General features: G+C 60.4%; 17 protein-coding genes. 2 read left to right on the top strand and 15 right to left on the bottom strand.

All coding sequences use genetic code 11. From position 1 onward, the window contains the following. Window positions 1-176 precede the first annotated feature (176 nt). The 4 genes from C2U68_RS05335 to C2U68_RS05350 form a co-directional block, all read right to left on the bottom strand. Complete coding sequence (locus tag C2U68_RS05335) at window positions 177-1,883, bottom strand: DUF885 domain-containing protein (RefSeq protein WP_140911485.1); 1,707 nt, start codon at window positions 1,881-1,883, stop codon at window positions 177-179. A 173-nt stretch (window positions 1,884-2,056) separates the two neighbouring features. Next, window positions 2,057-3,169, bottom strand: coding sequence for an alanine racemase (alr, locus tag C2U68_RS05340; protein WP_140911486.1), 1,113 nt, complete (start codon window positions 3,167-3,169; stop codon window positions 2,057-2,059). Beyond that, the gene (gene dnaB / locus C2U68_RS05345; RefSeq protein ID WP_140911487.1) at window positions 3,166-4,560 is read right to left on the bottom strand and encodes a replicative DNA helicase; all 1,395 of its coding nucleotides are present in this window, start codon (window positions 4,558-4,560) and stop codon (window positions 3,166-3,168) included. The genes alr and dnaB overlap by 4 nt, the downstream gene beginning before the upstream one ends. A gap of 81 nt (window positions 4,561-4,641) precedes the next feature. Then, window positions 4,642-5,880 (bottom strand): HD-GYP domain-containing protein, encoded by a 1,239-nt coding sequence (locus tag C2U68_RS05350; protein WP_140911488.1) that lies wholly within the window; start codon window positions 5,878-5,880, stop codon window positions 4,642-4,644. Window positions 5,881-6,017: 137 nt separating this feature from the next. Between C2U68_RS05350 and C2U68_RS05355 the strand changes: the two genes are divergently transcribed. Then, complete coding sequence (locus C2U68_RS05355; protein ID WP_140911489.1) at window positions 6,018-9,125, top strand: efflux RND transporter permease subunit; 3,108 nt, start codon at window positions 6,018-6,020, stop codon at window positions 9,123-9,125. Here the strand turns inward: C2U68_RS05355 and hypF are convergent. The 5 genes from hypF to C2U68_RS05380 all read right to left on the bottom strand — a co-directional run bounded on the left by hypF (window position 9,118) and on the right by C2U68_RS05380 (window position 14,658). After that, a complete protein-coding gene (hypF, locus tag C2U68_RS05360) occupies window positions 9,118-11,595 on the bottom strand; it encodes a carbamoyltransferase HypF (protein WP_260839225.1) in 2,478 nt (825 codons plus the stop codon). The two genes, C2U68_RS05355 and hypF, sit on opposite strands and share 8 nt — an antisense overlap. After that, window positions 11,595-12,632: a hydrogenase expression/formation protein HypE gene (hypE, locus tag C2U68_RS05365; RefSeq protein WP_140911490.1), complete on the bottom strand. Its 1,038-nt coding sequence runs from the start codon at window positions 12,630-12,632 to the stop codon at window positions 11,595-11,597. The genes hypF and hypE overlap by 1 nt, the downstream gene beginning before the upstream one ends. A gap of 63 nt (window positions 12,633-12,695) precedes the next feature. Then, the gene (locus C2U68_RS05370) at window positions 12,696-12,923 is read right to left on the bottom strand and encodes a type II toxin-antitoxin system HicA family toxin (protein WP_140911491.1); all 228 of its coding nucleotides are present in this window, start codon (window positions 12,921-12,923) and stop codon (window positions 12,696-12,698) included. 2 nt (window positions 12,924-12,925) lie between these two features. Beyond that, window positions 12,926-13,135, bottom strand: coding sequence for a type II toxin-antitoxin system HicB family antitoxin (locus tag C2U68_RS05375; RefSeq protein ID WP_140911492.1), 210 nt, complete (start codon window positions 13,133-13,135; stop codon window positions 12,926-12,928). Window positions 13,136-13,401: 266 nt separating this feature from the next. Beyond that, on the bottom strand, window positions 13,402-14,658 hold the full coding sequence (locus C2U68_RS05380; protein WP_140911493.1) for a hypothetical protein: 1,257 nt from the start codon (window positions 14,656-14,658) through the stop codon (window positions 13,402-13,404). A 248-nt stretch (window positions 14,659-14,906) separates the two neighbouring features. Between C2U68_RS05380 and C2U68_RS21385 the strand changes: the two genes are divergently transcribed. Beyond that, on the top strand, window positions 14,907-15,047 hold the full coding sequence (locus C2U68_RS21385) for a hypothetical protein (RefSeq protein ID WP_222101871.1): 141 nt from the start codon (window positions 14,907-14,909) through the stop codon (window positions 15,045-15,047). A 398-nt stretch (window positions 15,048-15,445) separates the two neighbouring features. Here C2U68_RS21385 and C2U68_RS05390 read toward each other — a convergent pair whose 3' ends face one another. From C2U68_RS05390 to C2U68_RS05415, 6 genes are read right to left on the bottom strand one after another with little or no spacing between them, the layout of a single operon-like run. Further along, on the bottom strand, window positions 15,446-16,306 hold the full coding sequence (locus C2U68_RS05390; RefSeq protein WP_140911494.1) for a DUF6671 family protein: 861 nt from the start codon (window positions 16,304-16,306) through the stop codon (window positions 15,446-15,448). 18 nt (window positions 16,307-16,324) lie between these two features. Then, window positions 16,325-16,963 (bottom strand): MarC family protein, encoded by a 639-nt coding sequence (locus tag C2U68_RS05395; RefSeq protein ID WP_140911495.1) that lies wholly within the window; start codon window positions 16,961-16,963, stop codon window positions 16,325-16,327. Between the two features lie 25 nt (window positions 16,964-16,988). Beyond that, the gene (locus C2U68_RS05400; protein WP_140911496.1) at window positions 16,989-18,317 is read right to left on the bottom strand and encodes a sulfate adenylyltransferase subunit 1; all 1,329 of its coding nucleotides are present in this window, start codon (window positions 18,315-18,317) and stop codon (window positions 16,989-16,991) included. Then, a complete protein-coding gene (gene cysD / locus C2U68_RS05405) occupies window positions 18,317-19,246 on the bottom strand; it encodes a sulfate adenylyltransferase subunit CysD (RefSeq protein WP_140911497.1) in 930 nt (309 codons plus the stop codon). The genes C2U68_RS05400 and cysD overlap by 1 nt, the downstream gene beginning before the upstream one ends. Before the next feature lies 1 nt (window position 19,247). Further along, a complete protein-coding gene (locus tag C2U68_RS05410; protein WP_140911498.1) occupies window positions 19,248-21,830 on the bottom strand; it encodes a YbcC family protein in 2,583 nt (860 codons plus the stop codon). Continuing rightward, complete coding sequence (locus C2U68_RS05415) at window positions 21,827-23,416, bottom strand: proton-conducting transporter membrane subunit (protein ID WP_140911499.1); 1,590 nt, start codon at window positions 23,414-23,416, stop codon at window positions 21,827-21,829. The genes C2U68_RS05410 and C2U68_RS05415 overlap by 4 nt, the downstream gene beginning before the upstream one ends. Window position 23,417: the final 1 nt, after the last annotated feature.

Genomic DNA, 23,417 nt, shown 5'->3' on the forward strand with positions numbered 1-23,417 from the left:
TTTTAAAACAATCCTGTCTCAAAATAAAATTGAACTCTCCAAAAAAGTCGCCGGTAACTAGTGCAAAAGATTGTGTTATCACCTTAAGTCCTGCGGCGGTTTGCTGTCGCGAAACCGCCCTACAACGCTTTTGATCGAGAAACTCCTGATAAATCGCCAATTCAACGGCCAACCGCTCAGTCCCGTCCGGCCAACATTGCCTTGCTGACCAACGGAATCGGCGGCGAGCCGTAACTTAAAAACGTGTCGTGAAATTCGCGCCAGGCGGCGCGGCCGCCCCGCTGGGCACACCAGTCGTCGCGCAATTGCCGAATCAGCAATTTACCCAAGGTGTAATTCAGATAGGCTGGATCGAAAGTGCCGCGCGCGGCCTGCTGGCGGGCGTTGCCAGGGTCGCGAAAGGCTTGCTCCCGAAACATTTGCTCGGCCTGCTCGACGCTCCAACCCTGGGTGTGCAAACCCAACGCCGCCAGAAAACGCACGTCGCGCAACAAGGCGTTGACCAATTGGCCGATATGGATTTCAGGATCGCCATCGTTCAGGCCGGCCTCCCAGACCAATTCCTCGGCGTAATGCGCCCAGCCCTCGGAAAAGGCATAGCTGCCGAACAACTGGGCAAACTTGGAGCCGGCCCGGTGGGCGTGTAAAAACTGCAGAAAATGACCGGGCCAGACTTCGTGCGCCGATACGAACAGCAAATTGGCCTGGCCGGGCAGATAGGCCGCCTGCTCGGCGGCTGTCCACGCTGGGTCCGGCGGCGCCACGTAATACACCGACGGCAAGCCGTGCTCGTAAGGCCCCGGAATATCGATGTAAGCCAAATTCCAGCGAGCATAAGGCGGCGACGGCGCGACGGTTGCTTCTTCGTCGCTGGGAATCGTCAGCAATTGCCGCTCGGCGACGAAGGCTTTCAATTGTTTGAGTTGCTCGGTGGCGGCAGCTACCGGACCGGCCGGCGGTTTGTGTGCCTCGGCTTGGGCCACGCATTCGGCGGTGGTCGATGAGGGGGCGAAGCGGCGGCAGGCTTGCGCCAATGCTTTCAAATTGCGCCGCAAATCGGCGCGGCCCATCTGCTCCAGTTTCGGCAGCGGTATCTCGACGGCTTCGGTATCGGCCAGCATTCGGCTGAACTTTTCCGGACCCAGCGCGAAATCGTCGGTCGCGGTCGGCCTTTGCTGCTCCAGCCAGTCGACCAACTCGCGTAGCGCTTGCGCCGCCGGCCCGACCTGTTCGGCGAATTCGCGTTGCAACTCCGGATCGGCGACATCGGCAAACGCCGCCTTGGCCTCCGCTTCGTAAAATTTGGCCAGGCCGCCGAACACGGTCTTGCCGATGTCGATATAAGTGCGCGGTAACGGCAGTTCCAGATTGGCGCGAATCTGCGCCGCCGCTTGCGGCACGTTACCGGCATAGGCGATAAATGCCCGCATCCGCTCGGGCAACGGCGCATAGGGCCGGCTGATGTAAAGGTTAGGGTCCAGCGCGCCGGCATAAAACTGCGGACTCTTGAACGGCCGCCGCGCGACTTGGCGCCAGAACAATTCCTTGGTGACGGTCGCCAACAAATAGTCGCGCTCGAAACGTTGCGCCGGTGTCAGCGCCTGGTCCGGATACCCCAGCGCTTGCAGCCGCTGCGTTTCTAGCCAACGTTCCATGCGGCGCAAACCCTCCGGACTCCAATCCGGCAAACGGCCATCGAACTCGTGGCGGCCGGCCTCGGCGGCGAAGGTAGGCTGTTGTTCGAAATAGCCGGCGATGAATTCTTGGACGAAGGTCGGCCAGGCGGGTGGTTTGCCATCCGCAATTGAGCATGGTGTGAACAGTATCAGCCAACAACTTAGCCAAAACGATCCGGTCCGGCTGCAACGGTTAGACTCAGTCATCGTGCCTCCCACATAAAGCAATCAAATAGAACGGGATGATAACCGGGTTACCGAATCAACGACAGCTATCCCTGCGGCAACCAACAAACGGCGCTGCGGGCACGATCGATCCTTTCCTAACAGCTTGCTGGCGTTATCCTCAGCCTGAAGCCATCCCAAAGCAAACCAACAACTCAGATGCCTTCGCCTGACATCACCTGCACCCGCTGCGTAATCCCGCAGAGCAGGGTGTAGGGTATCGTGTCGGCGTGGTGGGCGATTTCTTCGACCGGCAAGCCGTCGCCCCATAGCGTGACCGGGTCGCCGGGCTGGGCGTCGGGCAGCTCGTTCAAGTTGACGGTAATCATGTCCATCGACACCCGACCGACCAGCGGTACCCGCCGGCCGTTGACCAACACCGGCGCGCCGCTGCGGGTGGCGCGGTGGTAGCCGTCGCCGTAGCCGATGGACGCCACGCCCAGGCGGGTGGCGCTGCGGCAAGTCCAGGTGCCGCTGTAACCGACGCTTTCGCCGGCGGCAATGTCTTTGACTGCGATCAGCCGCGAATGCAGGCTCATGACCGGCTTCAAGCCGAAATCGGCGCCGGTTTTGCCGGCGAACGGCGAGCAGCCGTACAGCATCAAGCCCGGCCTGACCCAATCGCTGGCCCGGTCCTGAACCGAGCCGAGGCGGACGCTGGGCCAGCCGATGATGCCGGCCGAATTGGCGATGCTGCGCTGGCCCGGATAATCTTTGACGGCGTCGTTGAATAGATCGATCTGGCGCCGGGTTTTGTCGTCCAATAAATCATCGGCATTGGCGAAATGGGTGATCAGATTGATCGGCTGTTCGACCGCCGCGCAGGCCAGCAAAGCCTGATAGGCGGCGGCGAAATCGTTGGCCTTGAAACCGAGCCGGTTCATGCCGGTATCCAGCTTCAGCCATACCGCCAGCTTGGCGGCGGCGGCCGGTTGCTGTTGCAGAATGGCGATTTGTTGCGGCGCATGGATCACCGCCGTCAGCCGGTATTTCAATAGCTGCTGCAATTCGTCGGCGCAGACGAAGCCTTGCAACACGGTAATCGGCTGTTCGAAGCCGGCCTGACGCAAACGGGCGCCCTCGTCCACCCTGGCGACGGCAAAGCCGTCGGCCCGTGCCAGCGCCGCCGCGACCCGGTCCATGCCGTGGCCGTATGCGTTGGCTTTGATCACGGCCATGATTTTGTTGTCCGGCGCGTAGCGTTTGACCTGTTCCAGGTTGTGGCGCACCGCATCCAGATCCAGACGTACGTAAGCCGGCGGGGTCATTCGTAATCCTCGGGGCCGTTGTATACCCCGGCAAAATTTTCGAAGCGGGTGTATTGGCCCAGGAAAGTCAGCCGCACCGTGCCCAACGGGCCGTTCCGCTGCTTGCCGATGATGACTTCGGCAATGCCTTTGTCCGGACTGTCTTCGTGATAGACCTCGTCGCGGTAAACGAAAATGATCAAGTCGGCGTCCTGCTCGATCGCACCGGACTCCCGTAAGTCCGACATCACCGGCCGTTTGTTGGGGCGTTGTTCCAGGTTGCGGTTGAGCTGGGACAGGGCGATCACCGGCACGTTGAGTTCCTTGGCCAGCGCCTTCAAGCCGCGCGAGATATCGGAAATCTGTTGTACCCGGTTATCGCCGCTGGACGGCGACTGCATCAGCTGTAAGTAGTCCAGCACGATCAAGCCCAGCTGGCCGTGTTCGCGGGTCAGACGGCGGGCGCGGGAGCGCACCTCGGTCGGCGTCAATGCCGGGGTGTCGTCGATGAACATTTTGGTCTCGGCCAGCAAATTGATCGCCGAGGTCAATCGCGGCCAATCGTCGTCGTCCAATTTGCCGGTGCGGACCTTGTGCTGATCGATCCGGCCCAGCGACGACATCATCCGCATCGCCAGCGCCTCGCCCGGCATCTCCATACTGAACACGGCCACCGGCATCCCGCTTTTGAGCGCGACGTTTTCGGCCATGTTCATCGCAATCGTGGTTTTCCCCATCGACGGCCGGCCGGCGACGATGATCAAATCGGACGGTTGCAAGCCGGAGGTTTTCTCGTCCAGATCGGTGAAGCCGGTACTGGCGCCGGTGATGTCCCCGTCCAATTCGTATAGGGTTTCGATTTTGTCGACCGCCTTGGCCAGCAGCGATTTGATCGAATTGAAACCGCCCTGCCCCTTCTGGCGCTGTTCGGCGATTTCGAACACCTTGCGTTCGGCGTTTTCCAGCAATTCGGCGGTTTCCCGGCCTTCGGTACTGAAGGCCGAATCGGAGATTTCGGTGCCGACGTGGATCAGTTGCCGCAACACCGAACGGTCGCGGACGATGTTGGCATAGGCGACGATATTCGCGGCGCTGGGCGTGTCCCGCGCCAGCATACTCAGATAAGCCAGGCCGCCGACATCCTGCAACTCGCCGGTGGTTTCCAGCACCTCGGAGATGGTGACGACGTCGAACGGGTCCTGCCGCTCGGCCAATTCGGCGATCGCGCGGAAAATCAAGCGGTGGTCGCGGCGATAAAAATCGTTCTCGCCGACCTTGTCGGCGACGGAATCCCAGGTCTGGTTATCCAGCAATAAACCGCCCAACACCGATTGCTCGGCTTGAATCGAATGCGGCGGAACTTTCAGAGATTCTACGGTTTGATCGGACAGGAAATAGTGGTCTTCGGACATCGGCGGCGAATCGGCTGGGTAAATCGGAGCCGCATTATACCCGGATTGGCGCCGCGTCCGGCTCGCAAACGGCAGCCAGGTTTAGTGGTGGCAAAACTCGCCCAGGGCCAACTCGTAGTAGTCTTCGGCATCGGCTTTCAGTTTCTCGACCACACCGGGGTCAAGCACGCCGTCGCTAACCCGGTGTTCCAGGTAAGTCAAAATCTCGGCTAACGGCATGCCGGCCCGATAAGGACGCGACTGGGCCAAGGCCTGAAAAATATCGGCGACGCTGATAATCCTGCACTCCAGCGGCAACGCCGTTGCCGCGGTTTTGAACGGATAACCTTCGCCGCGCAGATTTTCGTGGTGCAGTCCGGCCCACTCCGGAATCTTCGAGTCGACGAACACCCGCTGCAGAATCCGGTAGGTGTCGTAGCTGTGGCGCTGCATGCAGGCCCGCTCCTCCGGGGTCAAACTGCCGGGTTTGTCGATAATGTCTTCCGACACCCGCAACTTGCCGATGTCGTGCAGCAAACCGGCGATTTCGACTTGTTCGAGGTTGGCGCCTTGGATACCGAAGGATTGCGCCAACCGGCGGGCGATTTGCGCCACCCGTTCGGAATGCAGTTCGGTGTAGGGGCTTTTCGCATCGACCACCCTTGAAAACAGGCGGGCGATCTCGCGCAAATCCGGATAGGGCAACCACACCATCGGCAAATGGTCGCCCAGATTGCGTAAATCCTCGTCCAGGTAATCCGGGTCCATTGCCAGCCAAAACGCTTGGCTTTGCGCCAGATCGGCAAAAGCGTCCACCAACGCCGGACAGAACAGCGTGCCGGAATAACTTTGCAGGCGCCCGACGATCTTCGGCGCCGCAATCAGAATTTGCTCGCTGGCCAGATAAGGCGCTTGCAGCACGTCGATCCGGTCCGCCAGAAACAGCAGATTGGCGCGCAGCCGGGTTCTGGCGGGGAGTGGCAATTGCACCAGATTCTCCCAGCGGGTGTGGTGGTAACGGATTTCTTCGGCCAGATGGCTGAGCGGCGGGCAGGCCCGCAGATATTGCTCGCCGCGCTCGCAATGGGCTTCGGCACCGTCCCATTCCAACGACTCGGTCAGATGCCGATGTTCGCGGATTTTGGCCACGCCGCAATCGTGCAGCATACCGGCATGCAGAATCTTGAGCCTATCCTCCGCCGACCAAGCTAATTTACCGGCAATGTGCCACGCCATCATCGCCACCCGCTTACCGTGTTTGACTTCGTCGATACCGACCAAGTCCAGCGCGCAGGTCAACGAAATGATCGCACTGTGTAGATCGATGCGTTGGCTATCCATCAGTGAAAACTCCCCCGATTCAGGTTAAACGCGATGTTAATGCAGTTTGGCCGAGCCGGCAAAGCCTATCGGCGGCGATGGACCGCGGCCGGCCGACAAGGCACAATAACCGGCTTAGTTTAATCTCGCCCACCGTCATGCTCGCTCTTCTGGTCCGATTTTCGATTCGTTATTCCGGCATCGTCGTCACGCTGGCGCTGCTGCTGTTCGTTTACGGCAGCTACCGCTTCGCCAACGCCGGCCTCGACATTTTTCCGGAATTCGCGCCGAAACAGGTCATCATCCAAACCGAAGCGCCCGGCCTGGCCACCGAGCAAGTGGAAGTGCTGGTCACCCAGCAAATCGAAAACTCGATCAGCGGCCTGATCGGCCTGCAAACCCTGCGCTCGCAATCGATTCAGGGTTTATCGATCGTCACGGCGACCTTCTCCGAGCATAGCGACGTTTACCGCAACCGGCAACTGGTCAGCGAACGCCTGAACAGCCTGGGCCAGCGCTTGCCGGCCGGTGTCGGCACGCCGGTAGCGATACCGCTGTCGTCGTCGTCGGCCACGGTGTTGACGCTAGGCGTCAACTCCGAGACCAAATCGCTGATGGAACTGCGCAGTCTGGTGGACTGGAGCCTGGTGCCGCGGCTGTTGGCGGTGCCCGGCGTGGCCGACGTCAATGTGTTCGGCGGCGATATCCAGCAATTGCAGGTGCAACTACAACCGGCGGCACTACAGCGCTTCAACCTGGCCATCGAGGATATCGTTGCCGCAGCGGCCGGGGCGGCGGAGATGAACGGCGCCGGCTTCATCGAAAACGCCAACCAGCGTTTTACTTTGCAAATCAGCGGCCAACCGGCCGATCCGGAGCAGTTCAAGCAGTTGGTGGTCAAACGCCAGGACGGCATGAACGTAACCCTGGCCGACGTCGCCGACATCCGTTACGGCGCGGAACCGCCGATCGGCGCGGCGCAGATCATGGGCAAACCGGGCATCGTCCTGATGGTGATCGGCCAATACGGCGCCAATACCCTTTCGGTCTCGCGCCAGGTGGAATCGGTACTGCAGGACTTCCAGCCGATCTTCCAACAGCAAAACATCGCGTTTTACCCGCATCTGTTCCGCCCGGCGGACTACATCGAAACCTCGCTGCATAACCTGTCCGGACACCTGTTGCTCGGCGGACTGTTCGTGCTGGTGGTGCTTTACCTGTTCTTGTTCAACTTACGCAGCGCCTTCATCGCCGCCACCGCGATTCCGCTGTCGCTGCTCAGCGCCGCGCTGGTACTGCTGGAATGCGGCGTGAATCTGAATATTATGGTGTTGGGCGGCCTGGCGATCGCGCTGGGCGAAGTCGTCGACGACGCCATCATCGATACCGAGAACATCTTCCGCCGCCTGCGGGAAAACCGCCTGAAAATCTTTCCGGACCCGACCGAACACGTGGTCTACCAAGCCTCGCTGGAAGTGCGCGGCTCGGTGGTCTACGCCAGCTTCATCGTCGCGCTGGTATTCGTGCCGCTGCTGACGCTGGACGGCGTCAGCGGCCGGCTGTTCGCGCCGCTCGGCGCGTCCTACATCCTGGCGATCCTGATGTCGCTGTTGGTAGCGCTGACGCTGACGCCGGCGCTGTGCCATCTGTTGTTCAGATCCAAGCTACCGGACGACAGCGATCCGCCGCTGTTGCGTTGGCTGAAACCGATATATGCCAGGCAATTGCTGTGGGCGATCCGCCACTTCAAAACCGTAGCCCTGGCCGGGGCACTAGCCTGCCTGGCCGGCATCGCCGCCTTCCTGCAACTGGACCACAAATTTCTGCCGGAACTGCGCGAAGGCCACTTCATCGTCCACACCGCCAGCGTACCCGGTACCTCGTTGCCGGAATCGATCCGGCTCGGCAGCCTGGTGAGCGAACGGCTGATGGCGGTGGCCGGCGTCGAATCGGTATCGCAATGGGCCGGCCGCGCCGAACGCGGCGCCGACACTTACGGCAGCCATTACAGCGAATACGAAGTGCGTTTGCATCCCCTATCCGGTGGCGAACAGCAACGGGTGCTGGACGAAATCCGCGCCATTCTGGACAGTTTCCCCGGCATCCATTACGAGGCCAACACCTTCCTGACCGAACGGGTCGACGAAACCATTTCCGGTTACACCGCGCCGGTGGTGGTCAACATCTACGGCAACGATCTGGCGGAGCTGGACGCCAAGGCCCAACAACTGGCCGCGCTGATCGAGACCCTGCCCGGCGCCGAAGACGTGCAATTGCGTTCGCCGCCGGCCACCAGTTTGCTGCAAGTGCAACTCGACCTGGAACGCCTGAAATTCCGCGGCATCAGCCCGGCGCAAGTGATGGCGGCATTGCAAACCGCTTACGAAGGCCGCATCGTCGGCAAGAACTTGCAGGGCAATCGCATCTTCAATGTCGCAGTATCGCTACCGCCGGAATGGCGCAACCAACCGGATTACCTGGGGCAATTGCCCTTAAAAAACGGCGAAGGCCAGCGGGTTTTGCTCGGTGAAGTGGCCGATGTCCGCCACGGCGAGGGCCGCTACAACATCCTGCACCAGGGCGCGCAGCGGATTCAGACCGTGACCTGCAAGGTGGCAGGCCGCGATATGGATGGCTTCATGGCCGATTTGAAGCAACGGGTACAAACCGAATTGAGCTGGCGCGACGGCAGCTATCCGGAATTCATCGGCGCCGCGCTGGAACAGGCCAAGGCCCGGCAAACCTTGGTGATTCATGCCCTGCTGGCCGGCGCCGGCGTGCTGATTTTCGTGTTTATCGCATTCGGCAGCCTGCGCCACATGCTGCTGACCTTATTGAACCTGCCGTTTGCGCTGTTGGGCGGCGTCGCCGCGGTCGTGGTTACCGACGCCACTTTGTCGGTCGGCTCGTTTGTCGGCTTCGTCACCTTGTTCGGCATCACCGTGCGCAACTGCATCATGCTGATTTCGCATTACCGGCATCTGATCGAATTCGAAGGCCAGGAATGGTCCACCGCGACGCTGATCCGCGGCGCTCAGGAACGCCTGCCGGCGATCCTGATGACGGCCCTGGTCACCGCACTGGCGATGTTGCCGATCGCGATCGGCAGCGACAACCCCGGCCGCGAGATCATGGGGCCGATGGCGGCCATCATCATCGGCGGCCTGGCATCGTCCACGGCACTGAACCTGTTGCTGTTGCCGGCAATCTTGCAGCGCTACGGCCGCTTTCACGTCGAATTGGCCGACAGCAACGCCGCTAACTGATGCCTGCCGCGGCGGCGATCACGGCCTGGCCCAAAGCCAAGCCGCCGTCGTTGGCCGGATAACGCTGCGGCAGCAGCACGGTTTTGCCGTGGCGGCGCAAGTCTTCCGCCACACCTTCCAGCAACAACCGGTTTTGAAATACGCCGCCGCTGAATACGACCGTGTCTGTCGCGGTCTCCCGGCCAAGCCGGCATAAGCTTTCCACGCTGGCCGCGATCAGGCTATGGTGGACACGGGCGGCAATCGCCGCCTTATCGCAGCCTCCGGCCAGATCGCGCAACACGGCCTGCCATAAACCGCGCCAAGTCAACACCTGCTTTCCTTCCATTTGGTTTAGCTGCCAAGCCTGCGGATAGGCGGTTTCGCCGGCGAACGCCGGCGCCGCCAGATTCTCTAGCGCAATCGCTGCCTGGCCCTCGTAATCGGCTCGCTCGGCGTGCAAATCCAGCACGGCGGCGAACGCGTCGAACCAGCGGCCGACCGAGCTACAGAGCGGCGCGTTCAGATTTTTGGCCATCATCGTGTCCAAGGTCGCCAGCGGCTTGTTCGCCAACCCTTGGAAAAACGGCAGATTGCCGAATTCCGCCAACAGTTCGTCCCAAACCAAATAATGGCTGAGCTGGGCATAAGCATTGCGCCAGGGCTCGCGCATGGCTTGGCTGCCGCCGGGCAAGGCAATCGGCTGAAAATGGCCCAAGCGGGTAAAACCGCGGTAATCGCCCAGCAAGAACTCGCCGCCCCACAACTCACCGTTCTCGCCCATGCCCAGCCCGTCGAATATCGCCGCCAATACCGGCGGCGCATCAAGCGCCACGCCATGTTCGGCCAGGCAGGCGGCCAAATGGGCGTGATGATGCTGGACGGTCAAGCAGGGCAAGCCTTGCGCTGCCGCCAAGCTTTGGCCGTATTGGCTGGACAGATAGCCGGGGTGTAGGTCTATCGCAACCCGTTCGGGCCGGAAGCCGTGCAACTGCCGGTACAGCTCGATGGCGTGGCGGTAATCGGTTTGTACCGCGGCGTTTTCCAGGTCGCCGATATGCTGGCTGACCACGGCCTGGCCGGGTCTGAGCAGGCAGAAGCTGTTTTTCAGCTCGGCGCCCATCGCCAGCACAGGCGCGGCCTGCTCGAAACCGGGCGGCAACGGCAGCGCTTGCGGCGCATAACCGCGCGCCCGCCGCAGCAGGCGGATTTCGCCGTCCATCAGCCGCGCCACCGAATCGTCCAGCCGGTTGACGATGTCGCGCTCATGCAGCAGAAAATAGTCGGCGATGCCGGCCAGTTTTTGCCGCGCATCGTCGTTGGCTATGCATTGCGGCTCGTCGCTGACATTGCCGGAGGTCAGCACGATGGGATCGTGCAATTCCTGCATCAACAAAGTATGCAGCGGCGTGTAAGGCAGCATGAAGCCGAGTTTGGCGTCGCCCGGCGCCACGCCGCCGGCCAGCGCTTCGCCGCGGGCGCGCAGCAGCACAATAGGCGCAGCCCTGTCTTGCAGAGCAAGGATTTCGGCCCCGTCGGCTGCGGCAAAACGATGCACCATGGCTAGATCGCGGGCCATCAACGCAAACGGTTTGGCGTAACGGCGCTTGCGCTGGCGGAGGGAGTCGACCGCCGCGGCATTGGTCGCATCGCAGGCCAGATGAAAGCCGCCCAGGCCTTTGATGGCGACGATGCGGCCTTGGCGGAGCAGTTCGGCGGTTTGCCGGATCACATCGTCCATGCTGCCCAAGTCCGGCGCCAATGTCTTTAAGTCAAGCCGTTGGTGCTGAGTTGGACGAAGCATCAGCGGCTTGACTTGGGACCGCGGATTTTCCCCTGCAGCCTTCGACAAGCTCGGGGCGAACGGAACAGTCCTGAATTGGCTGCCGTTGGCGCCGAGCGCGGGTTCGCTGCTGTCCTCGGCCGCTTCCAGCCACAAGCTTGGCCCGCAAACCGGGCAACAGTTGGCTTGGGCGTGAAAGCGGCGGTCGGCCGGATCGTCGTATTCGCGCTGGCAGTCCGGGCACATCGCAAAGGCCGCCATGCTGGTGTTGGCGCGGTCGTAAGGCACGGCGCGGACGATGGACAGGCGCGGGCCGCAGTGGGTGCAGTTGGTGAAGGGATATCGGTAGCGGCGGTTGTCAGGGTCGGCGATATCGGCCAGACACTCCGGGCAAGTGGCGGCGTCGGCGGCGATGGGCGTGGCGATGCCGTCCGCCCGGCTGGCGACGATGCGAAATTCGTCGGGCGCGGCTTGATTCAAGTCCCGGCATTCCAGCGCGTCCAACCTCGCCAGCGGCGGCAATTCGCGCGGAATCAGGGCGATAAACCGCTCCAAAGCCTCGGCGCTGCCGAAGGCATGAATCATCACGCCTGCGCCGTCGTTCCAGACCTCGCCGGTCAGGCCGCAGCGCCTCGCCAAATGCCAAATCGCCGGCCGAAAGCCGACGCCCTGCACCACACCGCGGGCGCGGATGGCCTTGCCCGCCATCAGCAGATGCGCGGCAGTTGCTCGCCTACCGGCCAATCGACGATGCGCCGGCCGCCGAAAGCCGTGGTCATTTGCACGAAACGGTGCGGATCGGCGACGACTTCGCCGATGATGGCGGCGTCTCTGCCCAAGGGATGCCGGCGCATCGTCGCCAGCAGCGTCTCGGCCGCATCGGCATCGCAGATGCAGACCAGTTTGCCTTCGTTGGCGACGTATAATGGATCGAGTCCGAGAATTTCGCAGGCCGCCTTGACTTGGGCCTTGACCGGAATCCGGGCTTCGTCGATCACGATGCCGACCCCGGACTGGCCGGCCAACTCGTTCAATACCGCCGCTAGGCCGCCGCGGGTCGGGTCGCGCAGGCAGCGGATCGCGCTCGGCGCCGCGGCGACCAGATCGGCCACCATGCCGTGCAAGGCCGCCGAGTCGGAAACGATCCTGGTCTCGAACTGCAAGTTCTCGCGGCTGGCCATAATCGCCACGCCGTGGTCGCCGATCGAACCGCTCAGCAGCACCGCGCAACCCGCTGCTGCGCGCTCGCCGGAAATCTCGACACCGTCCGGCACCAAGCCGACGCCGGTGGTGGTAATGAACACGCCGTCGGCCTTGCCCCGCTCGACCACCTTGGTATCGCCGGTCACAATCGGCACGCCGGCTTTATTCGCCGCCGCCGCCATGCTGGCGACGATGCGCTCCAGGTCGGCCAGCGGCAGGCCTTCCTCCAAAATAAAAGCGGCCGCCAGATACAGCGGTTTGGCGCCGGACATCGCCACGTCGTTCAAGGTGCCGTGCACCGCCAGCGAGCCGATGTCGCCGCCCGGAAAAAACAACGGCGAAATCACATGGCCGTCGGTACTGATCGCCAAGCGCCCAGCCGGCACGTTGAACAAGGCCTGGTCGTTGCGCCGATTCAGCAAGTCGTTGTCGAAATGCTTGATGAACATTTGCTCGATCAACTGCGCCATGGCCCGGCCGCCGCCGCCGTGGGTTAAATCGACTTGGCCGGATTTGAGGTTGAGTAAGTTGGGGTAAGACATGGGATAAAAAGCCGATTATCGGCAAGAATTCAGGAAATCGCGGCAACAAGTCGCAAACATGGCTCAGGCTTGAAGCTTAAGTAACTCTTCAATACTAAAGCCAATATCCTTAGCGATCTGCCGCAGCAAAATCGGCGAAATATCGCGCCCTGCATGAAATGGTACTGTGGTACACCTGCCGTCCGGATGGCGAAATTGTTTATGCGAACCTCGTTGCCGAACTTCCGCAAATCCCAACAGTTCAAGCAATACCACGACTTCGCGAGGTTTAAGAACAGGTATGTTTCCCATACTTAAGCGACGACTACATTTTGAGTTCCAACAAACTCTGCTTCGAGTATTGGCTCACCATCCTCAAGTAACATTTGAATGACTTCTCGAAGATTTTGATTGAGCTCATCTAATGATTCCGCCTGACTATGTGCTCCGGCAAATCCTGGAATAAAACCCACATACAATCCAGTGTCATTACATTTTTCAATAATTGCGGTGTAAGTTTTCATACTGGCAAAACCCCTTTGAATGTTGATTAAAACCAAAACCAATTTTATTGTTTTAAATTTATTAATAGCCCCTATTAACTAGTCAAGTGAATATCAAACAGAATTCTACCATTGCGACGTCCGAGCAAGTCTTTATCGAAACGAAATGATTGATGAAAAATACATTTTCTGCTTTGAGCATATCTAGAGCTTGGGCAATTAAGTTTTCCTTATATCGATTCTATTGAACAAAATTAGCCTATAAAATATGGCTTTTCACCAACCTGTTAAGAGTCATCTTCGACTTTCAAGGATTTCGGTAAAAGCCACCAACTCCCCTTCCGTTTTGGCACAAGTCTCTGTATCACCATCTGATCCAATTCTTCGTAATTATCATCCTCCGGCATTGCCACTGAATTTGACTTTGCAAGCTGGATCATATCTTCTACAATTTTCTTTTCTGCCTCTGGTGAGAGTTGAATCGATTCTTTCTTTTCTTGGCTTCTCCAATTCGGCGTATGCCTGTCCCATAATTGGATAAGAAGATGGCTAGCGTCTCCAATAGGGGCTGGCGCAAATTTCATTAAGCCTAATTCCAAACTCTCGGCAGGTAATTTTGAAAACTCAGAGTTTTGGCGAGATAGCTCTGCTTTCAAATCTGGCCCCCAAATAAATTCTTGATTCTTTCTTAAGAAAACTCTGGCGCATTTTCTATGTAACTTATCAGATGAAATAAAGATCATAGAGAACGGGAGATAACATAAATAGGAGATGTCAATTCGATTTGACGCTCTCTCTGAAGATATTAGATTTGCTCCTAGCGCAATTTGAAAAAAAAGTTCGACTACGAGTACATGCGCAGCATAAGGTGCGTAGTCAAATAAGGGGCGATATTGATCTATTGACCAGCGCTCAAGAATGGAATGATGCAGATTAGAAGGGATGTCTAAGAACGCAAAGAGCAAGGCCATTTGCTCAAATGGTTTAGTACGACTACGGACCAACTGCGTTGCGATTTCATACGCAGCTTCAACTGATTTACACTCTTGGGAGTTGATTCCTAACTCTCGCATCCGTGTTGCTGTTGCTGACAAATCGAGTGTGGTCAACATTTTTCTCCAACTTTCCGCATACTTTCGCTCTACCTCAAGAAAATCACCGTTCTGCCAGCGAGTAAATGCTTTGGCCTCTGGAGATTCGTCAAATACGTGTCCGCTCTTGCCGTCGGGGGTTTGCACGTATCTACCACCGGCCCGTGGTATTTGACCGTTCAATGGCACCGAATGCCCCATGAGATTCGAAATGCAAAGCTCCTGATGATGAATACAAGGCCCCCCGGAAAGTACAGGCGTTTTGTCTGCAATTATTCGGACAAGATCTTCTGCTGTTCGTCCTTTAGAATTTGTTGCTTTTGTTAAATCAGCCAAGGTTTCCACATAGAATAGTGGGCAGATAATTGGATAGAAGAAGTGGTCAAACCAGATCGATTCGTCTATGGATAATGATTGAATAAAGGATTTGTCGAATAGAGCGATAGGACCCATAAGGATTTCTTTAATAGCCTAACAACTTAATTTCAATTTAATTTAAAGCAATTACTTGGTAATTGCCATACGGTAAGATTGGCGACAATTAAGATGGGCCGACACTTTTTGCCATCCATAAGAATTGACGCCACATCCTAGCTTATATCTTTGGCAGGGCCAAATTCGCCTCTCTTCCAAACCTGAACCAAGAAGATCGCTTGATTAATCGCACTATGAAATCCATGAATTGTCTCGGGGACCTTAATATGGCGCAAATTAGCGCCAACGCTTTGAAAACCAAAGGCATTGCCGCGATCGAATCGGCGCTGGTCAATGCGCCGGAAGCCGTGGTGTCGGCGCAGGGCAAGGAGCGTTTCCTGTTGATGGAAATTGCCCTTTACCATTAATTTGCGCGAATACGAATGGAGGTGGCGCTCGCGCAAACCCGCGCGGATTTTAAGGCCGAACGCTTTACGCAGGAGTCTCCGGAAGCGCATCTGACTCGGCTGGATACGCTTTAATGGCTTATGCGTTGGCCTTTACCGAGCAACACAGCAAAAAAACACGTACTTTATCAAGTGCCATCCGGAATTACGGCAGACGTATTTAAAAAACCCTGCAGCTACTGGAGACCAACCCGTTTCATCCGTCGTTGCGCCTGCATCCGCCCCATTCGCATTTAATACTCTGTCGAAACGCGGTTATATGCCGGGGGCCTGTACCCTTGTATCGGCTTTGGCAATTTAGTGATGTAGCCTACGCAACAAACTGGCTTGTTCAAATCCTGTAGGAGCGGGCCAAGGCCTCAAGGATTGCAATAATTGCAATGGCCGGCCGAGGCGAAACGGCGTTCGCGCGCGACTGCAACCTGATGGCCGCAGCGCACGCACGCATGGAGATCGGCTTTGGCGTCGTCGGTCGGCAATCCGCAATCCTCGCACGGCAAACCGCGCACGACGCCGGAGACGGCAAAACCGGGCGCGGCGCAGACCGGGCATAGCGACAGCAGCTTTTGCGCCAACACTTCGGCCGCGCGGCGGATGTTCAGCATGCGGGTTGGATTGGCGAAGGCGCGCATGTCGGTTTCGATGAAGGCCTGCCGCGCGGATGAGGCGGCCAGCGCCCAGGCGACCGCCGCCTGCAACTCGGGCCAAGTCGCCAAGCCTTTGCGAAACTCGGGATGGTCTTGCTGGTCCGGACGCACGATCAGATAGTGCTGCGGAAACCCGGCCGCCAAGGCAAAACGTTCGGCGTCTTCCCAGTTGGTCACGGTTTGGTGGGCAAAATTGGTGGCGCCGGATGCGGTGGCGACAACTTCGATGCCCAAACGGGCGTCGAGCCAGACCAGCAATTCCAGATTGTGTGGCAGCATGAAGCTGACCGGGTCCGGCCCGAACGCGCCTTCGCTGGCCAGGCCTATGCTCAGGCCGGACAATTCCATGCCGATTTGCGCCTTGCGCCGGGCTGCTTCCAACTGACTGCCGGCGCGGGCAATATCGCGGGTGAAGGTGCCGAGGCTATCGGTATCGAACCGGTCGACATGCTCGATTCGGCAACCCAAGCAGTGGCCCAGCACCTCGCTCAGCGGGGCTTGCTTGCCGTGCTGGGTCAGCAGGGCCACCCGCTGCCCGCAATAAACGCTTTCGTCGGCGGTCGAGATCGGCATGAACGCTCCCCCGGCCGCTTATCGGCCGCCGGCCAACAGCGGAAACAGTTCCGTCATCCCGCCGGCGATGAATTCCACGGCGATGGAGCTGAGCAACAACCCCATCACCCGCGTCACCAGGTTCATGCCGGTTTGACCCATGATCGCCACGATCCGCGGCGCCAGCAGCAGAAACAGCAAGACGATGCTGCTGACAGTCGCGATCACACCGCCGAACAGCAGATAGTGGTTCAACGACAAATCGCGGTGGGCGTAAACAATGGTGGTGCTGATCGCGCCCGGCCCCGCCAGCAAGGGGATCGCCAACGGCACCACCGCCACCGAGGCCTTGTCCTGCGATTCGGCGTCTTCTTCCGGGGTATGCCGGGAGCGGTCGTCGCTGGCCCGCAGCATCGACATCCCCATCAGCAACAGCAGCAAGCCGCCGGCCACGCGAAACGCCGGCAGGCCGATACCGAAAAAGCGCAGAATCGGCTCGCCGGCCAGCAACGCGGTCAACAATACCATCGTCACCGCAAAGGCAGCGGTGATGGCGGTCTGCCGGCGCTCGGCCGGACTCTTGCGCGCCGTCAACGCCATATACACCGGCATGGCTGTGATCGGATTCACCACCGAGATCAACCCGGCCAACAGTTGGACAAATTCATTCCAATTCATGGTTTCTTCCCTGCTCGATAAGGTATCAACGCACGATTACGCCGGCCGCCACCGTATGCAACGACACCGGATCGATGACGATGAAACTGCCGGTCGTGCGATTGTCGCTGTAGGCATCGGCGCAAATGGGTTGATGCAACTTCAGCGTGGCCCGGACGATATCGTTCATCTGCGCCGAATCCGGCTGCGGCTGATGGGCCAGCGTATTGACGTCGACCCGATAACTCAGCTCCGCGAACGCGGCGTTGACGCTGCGGGTGGTGTGCTTGACCAAGTACTTGCGCCGCAAGTCCAACGGCTGCTCGGATAGCCAGCAGATATCGGCGCTCAGGGTTTTGGTCACCTGCGGCAACTGCTGCGAATCGCACAGCATGTCGCCGCGGGAAATGTCGATCTCGCTATCCAACGCCACCACCACGGAACGGTCGGCGCCGGCTTCCGCCAAGTCGCGCTCCGCCACGCTCAAACGCGCGACGCGAGCGCGCTGGCCGCCGGGCATCACCGCCACTTCGTCGCCCAAGCGCAAGCGTCCCGATGCCAGCGTGCCTTGATAACCCCGGAACTCCGCATCGCTGGCCCCGTCGGCGGCGTTGCCCAGCATCACCCGCACGACCCGCTGCACCGGCAGCCTGAACGGCGCGACGTCGGCATCGCGCCTGGCCGGGCTGGATTCCAGATGTTCGAGCAGGCTGGGGCCGCTATACCAGGGGATGGCCTCGGACCGAGTCGCCAGATTGGTGCCGTTCAGCGCCGACAGCGGAATCGCCTGCACATGGTGCCGGCCCAGCCGGCCGATAAAGGCATTGAATTCGTCGACGATGGCCTGGTAGACCGCGGGCTGCCAATCCACCAGATCCATCTTGTTAACCGCCAGCACCAGCTCGGGGATGCCGAGCAAGTGCGCCAGATAGGCGTGGCGGCGGGTCTGGGTGACGACGCCTTTGCGGGCATCGACCAGCAGAATCGCCAGATCGGCGCTGGAGGCGGCGGTGACCATATTGCGGGTGTATTGCTCGTGGCCAGGGGCGTCGCCGATGATGAACTTTCGGCGCACCGTGGCGAAATAGCGGTAAGCCACGTCGATGGTAATGCCCTGCTCGCGCTCGGCGATCAGGCCGTCGGTCAACAACGACCAATCGATGGCGGCCAGCCCGCGCTTATGCGAGGTGGCCTGGATCGACGCCAATTGATCGGCGGCAACGTTGCCGGTGTCGTAGAGCAAGCGGCCGATCAACGTGCTTTTGCCGTCGTCGACGCTGCCGGCCGTGATGAACCGTAACAAGCCGGACGGGCGAGTCGTCGGCTCCGTTCCGGTGTCAAAGCTGTCGGAGCTTGAATTCACGATTGCGTTCATCAGAAATACCCCTCTTTTTTACGTTGTTCCATGGCCGCTTCGGAAGCGCGGTCGTCCAGACGCGTGGCGCCGCGCTCGGTCAGCAGGCATTGCGCGGTTTCGGCGATGATGTCGGCGACGTTGACCGCAGTCGACGCCACCGGCGCGGTGCAGGAAATATCGCCGACTGTACGGAAGCGGCAACTGACCGTTTCCACGGTATCGCCGGCCCGGGCCGGCGTCAGATGCGTCACCGGCACCAGAATGTCGCCGCGCCGCACCACTTGGCGCTGGTGGGCGAAATACAGCTCGGGCAGTTCGATGTCCTCGCGCTGGATGTATTGCCAGACATCGAGCTCGGTCCAGTTCGAAATCGGAAACACCCGCAGATGGTCGCCCAACGCCACGCGGGTGTTGTACAAGGACCACAGCTCCGGGCGTTGATTCTTGGGTTCCCATTGGCCGAATTCGTCGCGCACGCTGACGATGCGTTCCTTGGCCCGCGCCTTTTCCTCGTCGCGCCGCGCACCACCCAGACAGGCGTCGAAACCGAACTCGGCGATCGCTTCCATCAAGGTCACCGATTGATGCGCGTTGCGCGATTCCTGCGCATGCCGCAGACGCACCGATCCCTTGCGAATCGAATCCTCGACGCTGCGCACGTGCAGCTGGCAAGCGTAGCGCTCGGCCATGCGGTCGCGGTAGGCGATGACTTCATCGTAGTTGTGGCCGGTATCGATATGCAGCAGCGCGCAGCCGATGCGTTCCGGATGAAACGCTTTGTAGGCCAGGTGCAGTAGTACTGCCGAATCCTTGCCGCCGGAGAACAGCAACACCGGATGCCGGCATTCCGCCGCCACTTCGCGCAAGATGAACAGGGCCTCGGCCTCCAGCAGATCCAAGTGATCCGCTGCGGCAGGACCGAGCCCGTCGTGGGTGGATACAGTCATGTCAAAACTCCTCGGGGTCTAGGGAAACGGGTTGCCAATCGTTCGGGCCGCCGTAACGGAAACAACGGCCGTCGCCCGGCTCGATCCGCAGCAAATGCAGCCAGCGGTTCTCCACCAACTGCCGGACTTCGGCCTGGCTGTCCAGCACCTGTTCGATCATGGCCGCCGGGGCTTCGATGATCACGCTCAGGCGTACCGGCTCGTGGCGCAACGCCTGACCATCGTGCAGCGATTGCCAAGGCAGCCCGACCCGCAGGTCGCCGCCGTTACCTTCGAGGATACCGATGGTGCCGACCACGTTGTGCAGAACCTTGTTGCCGCTGCCGAAGCGCCGGTTGTCGACGGCCGAGGCGTAGTACTGCAGATTGATCCAACTGGCGACGACCATCGGCGCCGTCATGATCAGGTTCAAAATCGCGCCGTCGCCATCCTGGCGATAATCGTAGTTGTGCAGAAACACCCGGCCGTCAAAACCGGCGTGAGCCGTGCGTTGCCGCGGCGCGGCAATGAAGGCGGCATTTCCGGCCAGGCCCCATTCCGGCCGGATCTGGGCCCAGTCGCGACTGCGTTTCAGCATCGCTTGCCACAGCGCCTTGGCGTCGACATCGGCCAGACCCAGAGCCGACGCCCGCTCCCGCCGCGACAATTGCGAGGCCTGCTCCAGCCAATCCTGCAATTGCGCTAGATCGGCGGCGAAGTAATGTGGTACCTGGTCCAGATCGAACAGCCGTACCTGATCGGTGGTGGTATCGTGCAGCCCGGCGACGAACCAGGTCTCCCTGGGGATGGCAATGCCTTGCGCCGCCAGACCGGCCCGAACCTCGCGGTCGTTGAGCACGGCCGCGGCCACCCGGGCGTTGGCTTCGCCGCTATGGCCGCCGCAGGCGCCGCAATCCAGTCCCGCTGCGTACGGATTGTTGACCGTGCTGCTGCCATGGCCGCAGAGCAAGACCAGGCGGGCGAAGCCGTCGTTCAAGCTCATGCCTTGCAAAGCTTTGCGGGCCAGTTCGATCCGTTCCCCCAAGGCAATGCCGGTTTCGACCACCGGACCGTTGGCGATCAGCCGCCCGCGCTGGCGGGTGATGACCGGCCCGATCCGCTGCACCACGGCCCGGTCCAGTCCGGCGCTACCCGGTTTGGCCACCGTGCGGGTCAAACCCAAACTATCGCTCAACAGCTTTCCGGCAAAGGTCAAACCGGAAATCTCGACGTAGGAAAAGCAGGAAACCGCCGAGTGTTTGAATCCCTTCCACAACCGATTCAGGCGTTTGTTGAGCCAGCGTTTTTCCAGAATTTTGCGCAGATCGCCGACATCGGCCTCGGCTACGCTCTCCCTGATCCGGAATTTCGGCTGCAATAACACCGGACATTGCGGCTGGCCGTGATGGTGGCCAAGGCCGATGTACTCTATCGGGAACCCAAAGAAACCGGCGAAACCCAAGGTTTCGATGTCGGCGGATACCGCTTCCAGCGCCCGGCGATAGACTTCGGAGCGAACGTCGATGCAAAACACCGCCTGAAGCGCCTTGCGCTCGGCCGGAACCAGCTTTGCGGCAGGCGGCGACGACGCCAAGCGGGCCAATAGCGGACGCTGTCCGGCCAGTTCGTAAGCCCATTGCAGCATGTGGCGAATCTGCAGCGAGTCCTCGGCGACCGGGTCGGCCGACACGGCCGACACCTGCCAGCGCAAACGCCAGGTCTGCAGTTCCAGCGGCTGGGCGACGCGGATGTACAGGGCATAGTCGTAGGCCAGACGAATCGCCAACAACTCCAGCAAAGCCTCCGCGGCCTGCGCCGGCTCGTTCGGCCAGGTTTTATAACGCAGCCAGGCGCTCCAGCCGGCGACGGTCAGCAGTTGCCGCTGGCAAAAATCCTCCAGCCGATCGTCTGCCACCCCCAGGCCGGCGAGTATCTGCGAAATCGCCGCGGCCGGACTCTCCGGCAGCGTGGCGATGCAGCGGCGGAAGTCGGCGATGCCGGCCAACTCGGGGGTACGATCGAAGGCCGCTGCCCGCCGCCAGGCCGAGTAAAGCGGTTGATTGCGCCAGGGCATGCGCCAAGCCGACTGGCCCTCGTCGAAATAGGCAGCGCACCATTTCGAGATCTCGTCGGTAATCAATCCGGCCCAAGCGCTGCCGGTCTCGGCATCGAGGTGGTCGGCCATTGTCGGCCAGCACGCCGGCGCCTGGTTCGCCGCCTCCGGCCGGGCATCGTGCAGCGCATCCAGACACTGCTGCAGCGACACGCTGCTGCCGGCCAGCGCCAAGGCCTGCTCGATATCGGCCATCCGGATCCGGCCGCTACGGTATTGTTCGGCGTAGAACCGGGTCGGCATCAACATCTCGCCAAAGCCGCTGCGGGTTGCCCATTGGCAGGCTGCGTCGAACGGCCGATCGCTCCAACCCAAAAACGGATTGACCGCGACAAAATGTTGCAACGGCCAGAGCGGCGCGATGCGGCGGCAGGCGCGCGTGGCGGCATCGATGTAGACGGCGGCAGTTACGTCGTTCGGTGCGGCTTTGTCGATAACGCCGGCGCCGGCCGGAGCGGATTTGATTTTGACTGAGGACAAGGCTGGGTTCATTGCGGCATTCCTCCGGAGTGACGATGGCTAAAGCGGGCCGATGCCAACCGCCGGCTAGCGAGCAGCCGGTTGGCGAGGGTACTGATATAAAAACCGTTGTAGATATGGACGTAGGCTGCCTGCCAGATTCCGGCGGCCGCCGGACCAGGGAACTCGATCTGCAACATCAGGATCGAGAAAAATCCGGCCAGGACGATACTCAGCAACAGGCCATCGAACAGACTGTCGACCGGGATCGGCCCGGCCACATCGCCCGTCAGCAGGTTCAGAAAGCCGGTTTGCAATGCGAAATACAGCAAACTGGTGCCGGCGGCGATCAGGCTGGCGCGGAATATTTGTTTGGGGCCGGCCTGATGCGCCAGCGCATTCCACAGCAAGTAGGTCAAGGCCATTTGCAGGATCGCGCCGAGGAAAACGATGCCGGGTTCCGTGCCGGGACTCAGCCCGAACGCAGCGGCGCTGCCGACCGTCAATGCCGCTGCCGCCAAAAACGCCAACAGAAGTTCGCCGGGATGACGGCTGTCGCGGATCGGCGGTGCCCAGGCGGCACGAGCAATGTCGACCACACTGCCGGAGGCGAGAAAGGCATGCGCTTTGTAGAGGGCATGCGCCAGGATATGCAGCAGCGCCGAGGAAAAGGCACCCAAGCCGCACTGCAGCATCATGAAGCCCATCTGGCCGACGGTTGAGAACGCCAGCGATTTCTTGATACTGGTCTGAGTCAGCATGGTCAGCGAACCGAACAAGGCGGTGAAGGTGCCGATCACGGCCAGCATGTGCAAGGCCGCCGGCACCTGCACCAGGATGTGGCTCATGCGAATCACCAGAAAGCCGCCGGCGTTGATGATGCCGGCGTGCATCAGCGCGGAAACCGGGGTCGGGGTTTCCATCACCTCCGGCAGCCAGCTATGAAACGGGAACTGGGCCGATTTCATCACCGCGCCGACGATCAAGGCAAAGGCCGCCGTCGTCAGCGCCGTTTCGTGGCCGGCGCCGAGTTCGGCGGCGAATAAGGCGCCGAACTCCAGCGTGCCGAAGGCCTGATACAAGCAGACTCCGGCCAGAATCAAGGCAACATCGCCCAGGCGGCTGACGACGAATTTCTTGCGCGCGGCAATCTGCGCGCCCGGCCGCTCCGGGTAAAACAGCAACAAGCGGTGCAGGCTCAAGCTGGTCGCGATCCAGGCCAGCACGAACCCGACAAAATGCCCGGAAATCACCAGCATCAATACCGCCGCGACGGTCCAGGACAGCCACTGCAGAAACCGGCGCTGGCCCGGATCGCCGTCCAGATAATTGCCGGAATAGCGGATCACGATCGCGCCGATCAACGCCACCAAACTGAGCATGATGGCGGACAGCCGGTCGATGTAGAGCGGAATGCCGGCGACATCGCCCTGAAATTTGCCGCCGAGGAAGATACCGACCGCGCAGAGCAGCGCGGCGAGGACCGCGCCGCCGGCCAGCACGGCGCAAACCGCCGCGCTGGTTCTGGCCCTGACCGGAACCAGCACGGAAGCTGCGAGTCCGGCGCACACCAGTTGGGCCGGAGCAGCAATTGCAGCGTAAGCGATCCAGGCGGTCATG

Origin of the sequence: Methylomonas koyamae, assembly GCF_006483455.1 — a bacterium.
GTDB classification, from domain to species: domain Bacteria; phylum Pseudomonadota; class Gammaproteobacteria; order Methylococcales; family Methylomonadaceae; genus Methylomonas; species Methylomonas koyamae_B.